The sequence below is a fragment of the Fulvimarina fulva genome (assembly GCF_039652615.1).
Classification (GTDB): domain Bacteria; phylum Pseudomonadota; class Alphaproteobacteria; order Rhizobiales; family Rhizobiaceae; genus Fulvimarina.
The window spans coordinates 532649-547281 of record NZ_JBDJAC010000001.1 but is presented as its reverse complement, the minus strand read 5'-3'; the positions used below and the strand labels follow the sequence as shown (position 1 = coordinate 547281).

General features: G+C 60.0%; 14 protein-coding genes. 2 read left to right on the top strand and 12 right to left on the bottom strand.

Annotated elements, in window-relative coordinates:
• The first annotated feature begins 6 nt into the window (after window positions 1-6).
• Window positions 7-675 carry a leucyl/phenylalanyl-tRNA--protein transferase gene (aat, locus tag ABDX79_RS02550; protein WP_346218677.1) on the top strand — a complete coding sequence of 223 codons (669 nt, stop codon included), beginning with the start codon at window positions 7-9 and terminating at the stop codon, window positions 673-675.
• Here aat and ABDX79_RS02545 read toward each other — a convergent pair.
• From ABDX79_RS02545 to ABDX79_RS02490, 12 genes are all read right to left on the bottom strand, one after another.
• Window positions 615-989 (bottom strand): DUF2155 domain-containing protein, encoded by a 375-nt coding sequence (locus ABDX79_RS02545; RefSeq protein ID WP_346218888.1) that lies wholly within the window; start codon window positions 987-989, stop codon window positions 615-617. The two genes, aat and ABDX79_RS02545, sit on opposite strands and share 61 nt — an antisense overlap.
• A 202-nt stretch (window positions 990-1191) precedes the next feature.
• Entirely contained in the window at window positions 1192-1575 is a 384-nt protein-coding gene (locus ABDX79_RS02540; protein WP_346218676.1) for an NADH:ubiquinone oxidoreductase subunit NDUFA12, read from the bottom strand.
• Window positions 1576-1667: 92 nt separating this feature from the next.
• On the bottom strand, window positions 1668-2114 hold the full coding sequence (locus ABDX79_RS02535; RefSeq protein ID WP_346218675.1) for a phosphate-starvation-inducible PsiE family protein: 447 nt from the start codon (window positions 2112-2114) through the stop codon (window positions 1668-1670).
• A 148-nt stretch (window positions 2115-2262) separates the two neighbouring features.
• Window positions 2263-2760 carry a GNAT family N-acetyltransferase gene (locus ABDX79_RS02530; RefSeq protein WP_346218674.1) on the bottom strand — a complete coding sequence of 166 codons (498 nt, stop codon included), beginning with the start codon at window positions 2758-2760 and terminating at the stop codon, window positions 2263-2265.
• Window positions 2761-2763: 3 nt separating this feature from the next.
• Window positions 2764-4263 (bottom strand): Asp-tRNA(Asn)/Glu-tRNA(Gln) amidotransferase subunit GatB, encoded by a 1500-nt coding sequence (gene gatB, locus ABDX79_RS02525; protein ID WP_346218673.1) that lies wholly within the window; start codon window positions 4261-4263, stop codon window positions 2764-2766.
• 146 nt (window positions 4264-4409) lie between these two features.
• Window positions 4410-5165 carry an ATP12 family chaperone protein gene (locus ABDX79_RS02520; RefSeq protein ID WP_346218672.1) on the bottom strand — a complete coding sequence of 252 codons (756 nt, stop codon included), beginning with the start codon at window positions 5163-5165 and terminating at the stop codon, window positions 4410-4412.
• 45 nt (window positions 5166-5210) lie between these two features.
• Window positions 5211-5900 (bottom strand): HAD-IA family hydrolase, encoded by a 690-nt coding sequence (locus ABDX79_RS02515; protein ID WP_346218671.1) that lies wholly within the window; start codon window positions 5898-5900, stop codon window positions 5211-5213.
• A 7-nt stretch (window positions 5901-5907) separates the two neighbouring features.
• The gene (locus ABDX79_RS02510; RefSeq protein ID WP_346218670.1) at window positions 5908-6894 is read right to left on the bottom strand and encodes an RluA family pseudouridine synthase; all 987 of its coding nucleotides are present in this window, start codon (window positions 6892-6894) and stop codon (window positions 5908-5910) included.
• Window positions 6895-7019: 125 nt separating this feature from the next.
• Window positions 7020-7397: a fluoride efflux transporter CrcB gene (gene crcB, locus ABDX79_RS02505; RefSeq protein ID WP_346218669.1), complete on the bottom strand. Its 378-nt coding sequence runs from the start codon at window positions 7395-7397 to the stop codon at window positions 7020-7022.
• Between the two features lie 90 nt (window positions 7398-7487).
• The gene (locus ABDX79_RS02500) at window positions 7488-9125 is read right to left on the bottom strand and encodes a BCCT family transporter (RefSeq protein ID WP_346218668.1); all 1638 of its coding nucleotides are present in this window, start codon (window positions 9123-9125) and stop codon (window positions 7488-7490) included.
• A gap of 228 nt (window positions 9126-9353) precedes the next feature.
• A complete protein-coding gene (locus ABDX79_RS02495) occupies window positions 9354-10715 on the bottom strand; it encodes a replication-associated recombination protein A (protein WP_346218667.1) in 1362 nt (453 codons plus the stop codon).
• A 1-nt stretch (window position 10716) separates the two neighbouring features.
• Window positions 10717-12138, bottom strand: coding sequence for a Do family serine endopeptidase (locus ABDX79_RS02490; RefSeq protein ID WP_463671104.1), 1422 nt, complete (start codon window positions 12136-12138; stop codon window positions 10717-10719).
• Between the two features lie 1161 nt (window positions 12139-13299).
• Here ABDX79_RS02490 and mtnK point away from each other — a divergent pair.
• Window positions 13300-14583, top strand: a complete 1284-nt coding sequence (gene mtnK / locus ABDX79_RS02485; protein WP_346218665.1) for an S-methyl-5-thioribose kinase — start codon at window positions 13300-13302, stop codon at window positions 14581-14583.
• Window positions 14584-14633 lie beyond the last annotated feature (50 nt).

Genomic DNA, 14633 nt, shown 5'->3' with positions numbered 1-14633 from the left:
CGGATCATGGCGAAGAATGGCGGACAGGATTATCGAATAACGCCCGCCATTCTGCTCAAAGCCTATGCCTGCGGCATCTTTCCCATGGCCGAATCGGCCGAGGATCCGAACATCTTCTGGGTTGATCCCGTGGAACGCGGCATCCTGCCGCTTGGTTCGGTGCATATCCCACGCAGCCTCAAGAAGACGATCCGCAAGCAGGTCTTCGAGGTCCGGTTCGATACAGCCTTTTCCGCCGTGCTCGACGGGTGCGCGGCGCCGACGCCCGAGCGAACCGAAACATGGATCAACCGGACGGTCCGCGACCTCTATCTCTCACTCTATCGCGAGGGCTTTGCCCATTCGGTCGAGACCTGGAAAGACGACCAACTGGTCGGCGGCCTCTACGGGGTCTCTCTTGGCGGGGCATTTTTCGGCGAGAGCATGTTCTCACGAATGACCGATGCCTCGAAGGTCGCTCTCGCATTTCTCTGCGAACGGCTTATTCGAGGCGGCTATTCGCTGCTGGACACACAGTTTCTGACCGATCACCTGCAACGGTTCGGCGCGATCGAAATCCCGAGAGATGACTATCAGGCGCTTCTCTCGACGGCCGTCGAGACGGACGCAACCTTCTATTCGGAAGGCGCCGGCACGTCCGAGTCGGTTTTGCAGCTCTTCAGCCATACGTCGTAGACAGGATGCTCAACCGCGTTGAGGCCGGGCGACGCCGCAAACATCCAACCTGAGAAGATCCGGCGAATGTCGCGATCGAGCGTGATTTCGTCCACTTCGACGAAAGCATCCGTTTGAGTGGCCTCGCCCTCGGCGCTGGTCTTGCAGACGCGAGGCGTGACCTGCAATGCGCCGAACTGCACCGTCTCATCAATGAAAACGTCGAAATCCGTCAGGCGGCCAGTGATCTTGTCCAGGCCGGAAAAGACGGCGACGGGATTGTCGATACGCTGCTGAGCATCTGCTCCTTGTATCATGACAAAGCCGGGCGCCATCGCGAGAGCGGTTATCAAACCGGCGCTTCGAACAAAGCGGATGTCGAACAAAGGCGCAAATAGTCTCAAACTCATCACCGGTCAGTTGCGAGGCGCAATGTCGCTTCCTCACCATACCCAACTATGGAGACCCGAACGATCGGTTGGGTTCCGGAAGCGCTGCGCATAAGTGCGCAATCCGGCAGAAAGTCGGCGCAGACGCTCAGGGCGTCCAGGCGTCGTATTCGCCGGTGACGCGCGGGCGATCTTTCTCGGGCCGCAGCAGCGAACCGGATGGGCGATAAGCCTCGTCCGTCCCCGTATGGTTCTTCTCGTGGGACTTTTCCCAATCGCGCGGCTTATAGTTTTCTTCCGATGGCGGCGTATCGACCCTGTGATGCATCCAGCCGTGCCACCCCGTTGGAATGGCGCTCGCTTCCACCGGGCCGTTGAAGATCACCCAGCGCCGTGTGCCGTCGCTATTGGTATAATAAACATTGCCGTAGGGGTCTTCACCGACCTTCTTGCCGTTTCGCCAGGTGTAGAACCGCGTATTGAGGGTCTGCCCGTTCCACCAGGTGAAGATTTGTAGCAGCCATTCCTTCATCGCGACCTGCCCATGCTCGTCTGCGTCTTGCAGCCCTTATGGGACCGATGCCGGTGATTGTCCAGCCGGTCCAGGCGCTGCATCAAAGGGTATCACTCTCGATTATCTTGCGAGTTCTCGCTTGCGTGCTCCCGGCGGTCGATCACACTGACAAGGAAAAGCGCAAGGCCGAGGGCAAGCACCGTCGCCGCAAGGCCTACGAGGAACGTACCGGACGTGCTCTCGACCTCGAGCAGAATCAGCTTTCGAACAACAGCGAGCACGCCGATGACGATGACGGTGCGAACCTGTGCAAGCCGATGGTCGCCAATCGCCATCTGCTGAATGGAATGGGCAAGTTCCAGCGCAATGATGACGGCGAGCACTCTGTCAAACAGTGTCTGGAATGCGTTGTATTCCAAGGGATTGCCAACGCCCGTGAAAATCGAGATCAGTGAGCGCGCAAAGCTGAACACCGCCAGGAGAACGACCACCGCCATGCCAAGCAGAAGCAGATAGGCAATGCCGCGCTCGAATACATGGTAGATCTTCAAGGCCATTGTCGACAGCTCCCGATCATGCTCGACTCGGGTCAGGACCTCGCCTCCCGCACAACGAAAGTGTCGCACCCGGCCGTCTTGTCCAATTTTTCGTGCCGATAAGCGCCGCTTCTATCCAGCTAACGGGCGTGAAAGAGACGTTCCGATCTCAGCCGAGCAGTCGTTCGAACACGGTCACTTCGACGCCGTCAGTCGAGGAGTCTCGCGCCATCGCGGTGCCGGTGGGTTCGAAACCGTGTTTCTTGTAGAAAGCCACCGCACCGACGTTGGCGGGCTCGACCTCGCAACGCATGCGACGCCCGTCCGGAAAGGCGTTCATGAGCTCCAGCAGCATTTCCGACCCGAGGCCGGCCCGCTGCTCGTCCGGGAGCACATAAAGCTGATGAAGAACGACGAGCGCCCGATCGACATCCGAAGACGCGGCATATCCGACACCGCCGAGAAACTCGCCGTTATCGCCCACAATGAATTCCGACGAGGGACGGCCGATACGCGGCCTGAGAGCCGAGACCGAATGCCAGGCATCGCTGATTTGTGAGACGCGAGCCTCGCCGTAGATCGCGTCATAGGTCGCGTGCCACGTTTTCCTGAGAAGCTGGCTCACCGCCGGCAGATCACGCTCCATGGCCGTGCGGATGAAGAACATCACCTACTCGACGCCGAGCTTGTCTTTGACCAGCGCGTTCACAGCCTGAGGATTGGCCTTGCCGCCCGTCGCCTTCATCACCTGTCCGACAAACCAACCGGCCATCGAAGGCTTCGCCTTGGCTTGCTCGACCTTCTCGGGGTTGGCCGCGATCACATCGTCGACAGCCTTTTCGATCGCGCCGGTATCGGTGACCTGTTTCATGCCGCGATCTTCAACGATCTGCTTGGGATCTCCACCCTCGTTCCAGACGATCTCGAAGAGATCCTTGGCAATCTTGCCGGAAATCGTGCCCTCGCGAATGAGATCGAGAATGGCACCGAGCTGCTCTGCCGAGACCGGCGTTTCCTCGATCCCCTTGCCGTCCTTGTTGAGGGCGCCGAGGAGATCGTTGATCACCCAGTTCGCGGCCTGCTTGGCATCGCGCCCTCGTGCGACATCCTCGTAGAAATCGGCAACCGCCTTTTCCGAAACGAGGATCGAGGCATCATAGGTCGAAAGCCCGCCCTCTTCGATAAAGCGGTTCTTTTTGTCGTCGGGAAGCTCCGGAAGCTCGCTCAAAAGCGCGTCGATATAGGCCTGATCGAAATCCAGCGGCAGGAGATCCGGATCGGGGAAGTAGCGATAATCATGCGCATCTTCCTTGTTGCGCATGGCACGGGTCTCGCCCTTCGACGGATCGAAGAGCCGGGTTTCCTGCTCCACCATGCCGCCGTCCTCGATCAGGGCGATCTGGCGGCGGGCTTCCGATTCGATCGCCTGACCGACGAACCGGATCGAGTTGACGTTCTTGATCTCGCAGCGCGTGCCAAACGCACCGCCGGGCCGGCGCACTGACACGTTCACGTCTGCACGCATGGAGCCTTCGTCCATATTGCCGTTGCAGGTGCCGAGGTAACGCAGGATCGTGCGAAGCTTGGTGAGATACGCCTTCGCCTCGTCGGCCGATCGCATGTCCGGCTTGGACACGATCTCCATCAGCGCGACGCCTGAGCGGTTGAGATCGACGAAGCTCATGGACGGATGCTGATCGTGCATCGACTTTCCGGCATCCTGTTCGAGGTGCAGGCGCTCGATACCCACTTCGATATCCTCGAACTCGCCCTCTCTGTTCGGCCCGACCGAGACCGTCACCGTTCCCTCGCCGACGATCGGATCCTTAAACTGGCTGATCTGATAGCCCTGCGGCAAATCGGGATAGAAATAGTTCTTGCGATCGAACACCGAGCGCTTGTTGATCTGCGCCTTGAGGCCAAGGCCCGTGCGCACGGCCTGCCGCACACATTCCTCGTTGATCACGGGCAGCATGCCGGGCATGGCCGCATCGACCAGGCTCACATGGGAATTTGCTTCCGCACCGAAATCGGTCGAGGCGCCGGAAAAGAGCTTCGCGTCGGAGAGGACTTGCGCATGCACTTCCAGGCCGATGATGATCTCCCAGTCCCCGGTCGCCCCGGAAATAAAGCTCTTCGGGTTGGGTTCACGGGAATCGACGATGGTCATGGCTCGGTCCACAGGCTGGATGTGATCTCGGGTGTGCTTTGGCTATATATAAGACGGTTCGTATTCAAGCCGCAGCCCTCGACGCGGTCTTTTTCCGAAACGCACGGTCGTCTTGTCCGCGGTGATGACGCTGGCTCGCGCCTTGGTCACCGGCCCATGAAAAGCGCTGCCGTTTCGAAATCGGCCTTGCGCCGCCTGGCGACGAGTTGCGCGTCTTCGTCGTCGCCCCAACGCTCGATATTCCAGTCCTCATCGAGGCGTGACAGCGCCCAGGCCTCGCCGGCATCGAGCCGGCCTTCATGAAGCGCAAGCGCCAGAAGGCCCGAACCGGAGATCGACGTTGCCTGCTGCAAACCGGAAATCACCCACGGGTCGGTGACCGGGGACAACCTCCTTGCAAACGCATCGAGCGCTTTGGCCGGCTGCACCACATGCATCACGCCTTCGGTGAGAACGAACCGCACGCCAAGCAATTCCGATGCCCAGGCAACGATCGGGTCCCAGCGTTCACGCTGGCGCTCGACAAGGCTATCGGGATGGCCGGCACGATAAAAGAGCAGGTCGGTTTCCGCATAGCGCGGCACGTCATCCAGCACCGGTTTCGGATCGAGGGCGACGGCATCGACCACAGTGTTCGCAAGGCGCGTCGCCGGCATTGTGCCCGGATCGATGCGTTCGCCCTGGGCGGTCCACTCATCCCGGATGGTGGTCGCAATTGCTTCGTTCGGTAGTATCAGCGGTTTCTTTGCCGGCGTTTTCACGCTGCGGCCATCAAGCAGAACCTGATAGCCACTCTCGGCGCGGCCAAGCGCAGCCTTTTCGTAGAACCGCTTCGGCAGATCGCGGCGCATGGCATTCGGGTTTTCGAACAGGCGCTGCAAGATATCGGGATTGTTCGACATATCGCTGGTGTAAGGCTTTCGGATTGGTTTGCAGGTCGCCCGTAGCTAGGCGCTCGCAGGCTGGCGCGCCAGCCAGTTTTCGACAGCAGATGCGAGATCGTGCACGGTCTCGACAACCTGCAGAGCTCCGCTTCGCGTCAGCTGTTCCGTTGTGTGCGATCCCCAGGAAACGCCGAGCGCCATAGCTCCGGCGGCACGGGCCATCTCCATGTCGTAGGTCGTATCGCCCACGACGACCGCATTGGCGGGATCGACGCCAAGCTCGGTGCAAGCTTCGAGAACCATGGCCGGATGAGGCTTGGACGGGCAATCATCGGCCGTCCGGACGACCGAAAAGGCCTCGGTCAGGCCGTGAGATGCGGTCAAGGCTGCAACGCCGCGCCGCGATTTGCCGGTTACCATGCCGACGAAAACGCTCTCACGAGCCGCAAGATCGAGGACAAGATTGGCCATCCCCTCAAAGAGATGATCGGAAAAATGCGGACGTGTGCGCTCCAGCCGGTACTCGTTTCGATAGGCATCGGCCAGCCGCTCCGCCTCAAAGTGCGTCAGGCTGGGCCGAAGTGCGACAATCGCCGTTTCCAGCGAGAGCCCGATGATCGAGCGCGTGGCGTCTCGCGCGGGCGGCTCCAGCCCATGCGCAACAAAGCACCGCTCCATGGTGTCGCAGATGAGACCCGCCGAATCGGCGATGGTTCCATCGCAATCGAAGAGAACCGCTTTGAGGATAGTCACCGGCCGTTCAATCTTCGAGTTCGGCTTCGTCGAAGCCGAAGAGGTTGAAGGTTTGACGCATATGCTGAGGCAGCGGTGCGATCTGATCGATCGTGCCGCCGGATGGATGGGGAATCACGATACGACGCGCGTGAAGATGAAGGCGTTTCTGGACGCCGCCTGGAAAGTCCCAGTTCGTGTCGTGATCGAAGTATTTTGGATCGCCCAGAATCGGGTGGCCGATCTCAGCGGCATGAACGCGGAGCTGGTGCGTGCGGCCTGTATAAGGTTCCAGCTCGAGCCAGGCGAAGTTCTGAGCGACGTGATCGATCACGCGGTAATGGGAAAGCGCATGGTCGGCGCCCTCTTCACCGTGTTTGGCGATGCGCATGCGGTCACCATCCGGTGTCTGCTCTTTCTTCAGGTAGGTCGAGATCCGGCCTTCCTTCTTGCCCGGGACGCCCTTCACCACCGCCCAGTAAAATTTTCTCGTGTCGCGTTCGCGAAAGGCTTTCGTGAGCGCCGTCGCCGCGCCGCGCGTCCGCGCCACCACCAGGATACCGGACGTGTCGCGGTCGAGACGATGAACGAGACGGGGCTTTTCGCCCTTTTTGTTGCGCCAGGCTTCGAGCATATCGTCCACATGGCGCGCGACGCCTGAACCGCCCTGAACGGCGAGACCCGCCGGTTTGTTGAAGACGATGACCTTATCGTCCTCGTAGATCACCATCTGCGACAGGACATCGCCATCCTGCCGGCCCTTCATGGTGTTGGCGGTCAGCGGCTTGTTGCTGGCGATCTTGCAATCGGTCGCAAGCGGCGGGATGCGGACCATCTGTCCCGGTTCGACACGGGTATCGGATTTGGCGCGACCACCGTCGACGCGGATCTGGCCGGATCGCAAAAGCTTCTGGAGCTGGCCAAAGCCGAGACCCGGATAATGCAGCTTGAACCAGCGATCGAGGCGCAGACCGGCCTCATCGTCGTCCACCCGCCGTTGTTCGACTGCTGCCATATGCCGGACGCTCCGTCCATTCGCGTTGAGATCATCTGCGACGACCCGTCGGGTGCAATCGCTTGGTCGAAGTTGTTCTAGCCGCGCTGCCGAAGAGGAGCAACGCGACAGGCTGGAGAGGCACTTCAGGTGAAGAGCTTTCCAAACGAAAGGCCGGCGAAGAGACCACTAATGCCGAGAAGCACAGAAGCCAACACGTAGGCGAAGGCAATACCTGTCGCACCCCGATCAATCAGGTTCACCGTATCGAGCGAGAATGACGAGAAGGTCGTGAAGCCGCCCAGAAATCCCGTGGCGATGAAAAGACGCCAGTGCTGTGACATGCCGAACTTGCGCGCCAGCAGCTCCACGACGAGGCCCATCAGAAACGATCCGAACACATTCACAAAGACCGTTCCCCACGGAAAACCCATACCGAGGATGCGGGCAGCTGCCAGGTTGGAAAGGTGACGCATGCCGGCACCCAATCCGCCGCCAGCCATTACAATGAGAAGATTTGTCATGGGCTTCGTTTCGTATCATGCACTCGAAAAAAGTTCGGCCCCGGATGAGCAAAGCATCCGGGGCCGAATTTCATCAAAGCTGTCCGACGATTATTCGGCAGCCTGATAGTGTTGCTGATTCTGGAGGAACGGCTTCTTTCGCTCCGCAATCAGGCCCTTACCGACCGAGAAGGTCAGGATCAGGAGCAATATCGCGAAAGGCAGGCCCGTAGCGATTGCAGCCGCCTGTAGTGCGGCTAACCCGCCACCGAGCAGAAGCGCGACCGCGATCAGACCTTCGAAGGTGCACCAGAACACGCGCTGCGCGGTCGGGGCATCCAGTTTTCCGCCCGCCGTGATGGTGTCGATGACCAGCGAACCGGAGTCCGAGGAGGTTACGAAGAACACGATCACGAGGATGATACCGATGAAGGACGTGATGGTCGTCAGCGGCAGCTGGTTCAGCATGGCGAAGAGCTTCACCGGCAGCTCGGCATCGGTGATACCGGTGTAGCCGCCGATCGTCTCGGTCAGTGCGGTTCCGCCGAACACGGTCATCCAGATGATCGAGACGACGGTCGGAACGATCAGGACGCACGTCACGAACTCACGTACCGTACGGCCACGGGAGACGCGGGCGATAAACATACCAACAAATGGAGACCAGCTCATCCACCAGGCCCAGTAGAATGTCGTCCAGCCCTGACGGAAGTTGTCGTCATCGCGACCGAACGGCATCGAGAGCGGAAAGAGCTCTTTTGCATATGCGGCGGCATTTCCGAAGAAGCCGCGAACGAGTTCCATGGTCGGCCCGACGATGAAAACGAACAGCAAAAGCAGAAGCGCGAGCGCCATATTGATCTCAGAGAGACGCTTCACGCCCGCGTCGAGCCCTGCGACGACAGACATCAGCGCGACGAGCGTAATGAGGCCGATCAGAATGATGTTCGTCAGCGTGGTGTCCGGTATTCCAAACAGGAAGTTGAGACCGGCCGCCGCCTGCTCCGCACCAAATCCGAGAGATGTGGCGAGACCAAAGATCGTCGCGAACACCGCGAGCGTATCGATCACGTGGCCCGGCCAGCCCCAGACCCGATCACCGAGCAGAGGATAGAACGCGGACCGCATGGTGAGCGGCAGGCCCCAGTTGTAGGAGAAGAACGCAAGCGAAAGAGCGACGATCGCATAGATCGCCCAAGGATGCAGCGCCCAGTGGTAGAGCGTCGCGGCCATACCCAGTCTGCGCGCTTCCAGCGTCTCTCCAGCAGCGCCACCCAGCGGAGCCCAGTCCGTACGAATGCCGTTGTCCAGGGTTATGCCGCCGAAAGCGGACTGGTAATGGCTGACAGGCTCAGACACGCCATAGAACACGAGACCGATACCCATACCGGCCGCGAAAAGCATCGCAAACCAGCCAAAGTAGCCGTAATCGGGCGTCGCATCCTTGCCGCCCAGACGAATACCGCCGAGCGGCGTGACGATCAGAGCAAGGCAAAACAAAACAAAAATGTTGCCCGCAATGAGGAAAAGCCAATCGAAGGTCGATGTCAGCTGCGGACGTAGCCATCCGAAGAAGTTGCCAGCAGCATCCGGAAAGATCAGCGTAAACGCCACGAAGAGAATGATGACACCGGCCGATATGGGAAAGACCGGGTTGTGATAGTCGAGACCGAATTTCTGTACGTTGTCCTGTCCGACTTCGTAATTCGTGACCGACTGCTCGGGGATCATATCCTGATCCGCTGACATCGCGGTTCTCCTTGTCCGTGGAAATTAGGTGCTTATCGGTGCGAACGCGCCAGCGCTACGGCAAGGCGAGACCGCTGATTTTCAAAAGAGCTGCCGCAAGCCAATCGGCCGACAGGCGCGAACTAATCGTTTCAGGCGACACTAAATCACGGTTTGCCGCAATTCAACGGGCCAAATTACGAATCCGTCATCTTTCCCGCACTGCAAAACGCACCGCATCGTAAGGCATCATGAGCGTTTGCCACGCTGTTTTCGCAACTGCGAAAGGTGCGAAAGGCGTGCGCCGATCCGCTGCTCGACGCCATAATCGGTCGGACGGTAATAGGTCTCCCGCGTCATTTCGTCGGGGAAGTAGTCCTGTCCGGAAAATGCGTCCGGTTCGTCGTGATCGTAACGATATCCGGCGCCATATCCCTCGTCTTTCATCAACTTGGTCGGAGCGTTGAGGATATGAGCCGGCGGCAGCAGCGAGCCGTTTGCCTTGGCCGACCGCATCGCCTGCTTGTAGGCGTTGTAGACAGCGTTCGATTTTGGGGCCGCCGCGAGGTAAACGGTCGCTTCGGCAAGGGCGAGTTCGCCCTCTGGCGAGCCGAGGTAATCATAGGCATCCTTCGCAGCGAGCGTGACCCGCAACGCGTTGGGGTCGGCGAGCCCGATATCTTCGGATGCCATACGAACGAGTCGGCGGCCGAGATAGAGCGGATCCTCGCCTGCATCGAGCATGCGGCAGAGCCAGTAGAGCGCCGCGTCGGGGTCCGATCCCCGAACCGATTTATGAAGCGCGGAAATGAGGTTGTAATGACCGTCCTGGCTCTTGTCATAGACCGGAGCGCGGCGCTGGACAATCATCTGGAGGGCTGCAGAATCGAACACCTCGCCCTCGCCTGCCGCGCGCCAGGTTTCCTCGGCAAGGCTCAAGACCGCTCTGCCATCTCCATCGGCAAGACGCAGCAAGACCTGTCTCGCCTCCTCGTCGAGAGGCAGTGCCCGTTCTTCGATCGCCTCGGCGCGCTGAAGCAACGAGCCGAGGCTTTCGGCATCATGCGGCCTGAACGTCAGCACCCGAGCCCGCGACAGCAGGGCGGCATTGAGCTCGAAAGAGGGATTTTCCGTCGTCGCTCCGACGAGCACGACCGTGCCGTCTTCCATGACAGGAAGAAAGCTGTCCTGCTGGGCACGATTGAAGCGATGGATTTCGTCGACAAAGAGCAGCGTCGGCCGACCATTCGAGCGTCGCAGACGCGCCGCTTCGAAGACTTTCTTCAAGTCCGCGACCCCGGAAAAAATCGCCGATATCTGCTCGAATGCGTAATCGCTGTCGTTGGCGAGAAGCCGCGCGACCGTTGTCTTTCCGGTGCCAGGGGGCCCCCAGAAGATCATGGAGCCGAGATTTCGCGACGCGAGCATTCGTGACAGGATACCGCCCTCACCCGTCAGATGCTCCTGACCGACGACCTCACTCAGCGCCCCGGGTCGGAGGCGATCAGCCAGGGGCCGCTGGCTTTGGCCCACACCGGTTCGGCCGCGAGGCACTCCTTCGGATCGGCTCTCTTTTTCCGGGCGGCCTGGCTCTGCGAACAGATCCGCCATCTCAGCGCACACGCCGAACGAGCCGGCGTCCGCCACGCTCGATCTCGAACTCGTATCCGCCCCAATTTTCGGACAGGATGTCGGCCATCGTCGCAGTCGTGTCGACGGCATTGCCGTTGACCGCAATGATCAGATCACGGGGCCGCAGACCGAAGCGCGCCGCAAGAGAGCCTCGTTCGATGTCGGAAATCACGACACCGTCGGTTTCGAGTGGCAGGTCCAGTTCCTCGGCAACTTTCGGCGACATATTCCACACCGTCGCACCTGCGAACGGATTGCGTCCCCGAAGCAGGCGTTCGTCCCTGGCCGGTTTTTCCGGTGCGCCAGCCAAGGCAAGCGTCAGCGTCTGGCGATCGTCATTGCGAAGCACGGTCAGTGGTACTGTCGCGCCGATCCCCGCGGTCGCAAGGCGGTAGCCCAGCGCATCGGGATTGGAGATCGCAACCGAGCCGACTTCCAGCACGACATCGCCTTCTTCGAGCCCTGCCTCTTCCGCCGGCGTTCCGGGCCGAACCGAATGGACGATCGCGCCCGACGGCCGCGCAAGGCCGATCGCCGCCGCGATATCCGGCGTCACCCGTCCGAATGCTGCGCCGACATAGGGCCGATTGAACTCGCCTCCCGCCTTCGCGGCCCGAACGAAGCTGGCGACGAGATTGGATGGTATCGCAAAGCCGATGCCGTTCGAGCCACCTGACTTGGAAAAGATCGCAGTGTTCACACCGATCAGATGGCCGCGCATATCGATCAGCGCGCCTCCCGAATTGCCCGGATTGATCGCGGCGTCGGTCTGAATGAAGACGCCCGGATCGCCGGGCGAAAGATGTGTCCGCGCCAATGCAGAGACGATGCCGTTCGTTACCGTCTGACCGATGCCGAAGGGATTGCCGATGGCCAGGACGAGATCGCCGATCTCCAGTCCGTCAGAATCCGCAAGTTCGACAACCGGAAACTCTTCGCTTGCCTCCTCAATCTTCAGGACGGCGAGATCGACCTTTTCATCCTTGAGAAGGATCGTCGTCTCGAATTCCCGGCCGTCCGCGAAAGCAATTCTGACCTCGTCGGCATCGGCAATCACATGGTTGTTGGTCACTACGAGCCCGCTCGGATCGACGATGACGCCGGAGCCAAGCGAACTTTCCATGCGAGGTTCGCGCCGCGATGGCGCACCGAAAAACTGCCCGAAAAAGGGATCGCCGGCGAAAGGCGAAAGCCGCTCCGGGACCGCCCGCGCCGCATATACATTTACGACCGCAGGAGCGCTCTTGCGCACAAGCGGCGCAAAAGACAGCGTGATTTCCGACTGGTTTTCCGGGACGCGGCGGGATGGATCCGCGATCTGCGCGTCAGCCGAGGCCGCTTGTGGTGGCTCCACCTGTTCCATCGGCGGGGATTCACTCCCGCCACCGAAGAGACCGCGCAGCGACCATCCCTCAGCCCTCGCCAGGGACGAGGCGGCGACGAAAGCGAACGAGAGTGTCAAAATCAGGAGCGCGAGGCGCTTAAGCGATGCCATCCAGCCCAAATCCATCAGCGCCGTTGAACGATGTGGCCACGGCTATTCCTCCGGCGGCCGCAGGAGCGGTCGACGGAGGAATAGCCGTTCACGGTAGCCGAATTCAAGGGTGACGACGGCGCTCAGACAACAAGCTTATGGCTGCCACGCCGGTCAGCTGTTTCTGCGCAAAACGCTGCGAAGATCGGGAACTTTGCAAACAAGAAGCTGGGTTTCAGCTTTCCCTGCGAGGCAGACGTCGTTTCTGCTTCAAGACGCGAAAAAGGGGCCCACTGGACCCCTTTTTCGGAAATCGAAGCCGTCTTGAAAAAGCCGTCAGTTAATAGCGGTCGTTTCCGCTGCTACAGTTGCAGCTGTAGGAGCTGGAAGGTCGGCCGTCGCGTAGCTCGCCGTGAGTACTGCGAAAGCGCCTGTAGCGGCAAGAAGCGTGATGGCTGTACGACGCACTGGAAACCGTACCTGTTCGTGTGACATCCGAGCATTTTGCATGCGGTTTGTTTATTCCTCGTAAATTCTGCCACATTTTCGTGGCGCGGCCCTTCCACTTGGTTTGGTAAGTCGCAACTGCACGAATGGTTGCATCTCATTTCACAAAGTTTGCCGAAGGGCGTGACCGCTTCTCTGTCACGATAAAGCGCTGGCGAATAGCGCATTTCCTACACACCAGCCGCCTGCTTTCCTGATGCCCACATGATGCAGAACGAGCAGTGCGTTTTGCCCATCGATTGTATCCAGAGCGCAACGAATTCTGTCTAGAAGTTGCCACAATCGTAAAAAAACGCAATGCGAATGGCGATTGAGACCCTTTTTTTAACGTTTTTTTGATGGTGCCCCATTGTCGCGCGCCTGAGGTTGTCACCGATTTTTCACCACACCGCTGACATGGAAGCGGATCGCGCGGCGAGAGGATCGCGATCGAGCACGGCTCTTGTGACTTCCGGGCCCTATGCCGCGTAGTTCTCTTTGCCAAGGTCAGCGTTTTAGCCAGGTGATGGGACTGCCTTTCCCGCTGCGCCTGTCATCCGACTGTCGCCCGCCTCAGTCAGCACAAAGTGTAAGAAGAGACCGATGCCAGACTCCTTCACGACGCCGTCCGGCTACCGCGTTCTTCGCGCCGACGAACTTCCCTCGGTCATCGCTACAGCCGGCGACGCCGCTCTCCACCTTGGAGGCAGCGCGGCTCAGTGGCACGCGAAAGAGGTGAGCGACGGCAATATGAACGCTGTCTATCGCCTTGAAGGGCCTAGCGGCTCGATCATCGTCAAACAGGCCCTTCCCTATATCCGGGTCATCGGCGAGAGCTGGCCGTTTCCGGTGACGCGGATCGCTTTCGAGACAGAGGCGCTCAAATACCATCAGCGGATCGCCCCGCAGTTCGTGCCGACGATCATCCATTCCGACGACGCACTCGGCCTGCTCGTCATGGAGGATCTTCGGCATCATCGGGTTGCCCGGCACGCCTTTGTCGACGGCAGGACATTCCCCCATTTCGCGCGGCAGATGGGCGCGTTTCTTGCTCACTCTCTTTATTATTCGTCGGATTTCCATCTCTCCACGCCTGAGAAGAAAGCCTTGGCGGCAAGCTTTGCCGGCAACGCGCATCTTTGCCAGACGACCGAGGACGTGATCTTCACCGGCCCGTACGCTGATCGCGAGCTCAACCGGGTAACTGCCGGCAACGAAACCATTGCAGCGGAGCTGCGCGCCGACCAGGACCTGAAGCGGGCGGCCAGCGAGATGAAATATGTCTTCCGCACGAAGTCCGAGGCGCTCATCCATGGCGACCTTCATACCGGCTCGGTGATGGTCACCGAAGATGACACGCGCGTCATTGATGCCGAATGGGCCTTGCACGGCCCCATGGGCTTTGATCTCGGAGCGTTGATCGGCAATCTCTTTCTCGCGGCGATCAGTCAGCCGGGCCACGCCACCGCCGAGAACGATCGAGACGAGGCTGCGGAGTGGATGCTTCAGGCCGCAGCAGATGTCTGGGAGCATTTTTCGGCAAGGTTCCTTCGTCTTGCCGAGGAAGACGCATCGGAGTTCTTTGCGCCGGACGTCCTCTCCAGCGCGGATCGGCAGGCGATCGTCGCGGGCCATCTCAGATCGGTGCTTGCCGACGCGATCGGGTTTGCCGGAGCCAAGATGATCCGCCGAATTATCGGCATATCCCATGTGGAGGATTTTGAACGAATATCGGATGTTCCCCTCCGCGCGCGGCTCGAAAGCCATGCGCTCCGCACGGCGCGGCGTCTGCTCTTGGAGCGAAACGACCTGACCTCGATCGCCGAGGCCATTGCGATCTTGCGCGAAGAAGCCTTAGAGACGTCGGCCGATCGGGTGCGACCATAATGTACTGAAGCGTTTCAGAATGGGTTTGCGGTTCACCCCGTTCAGGAAAT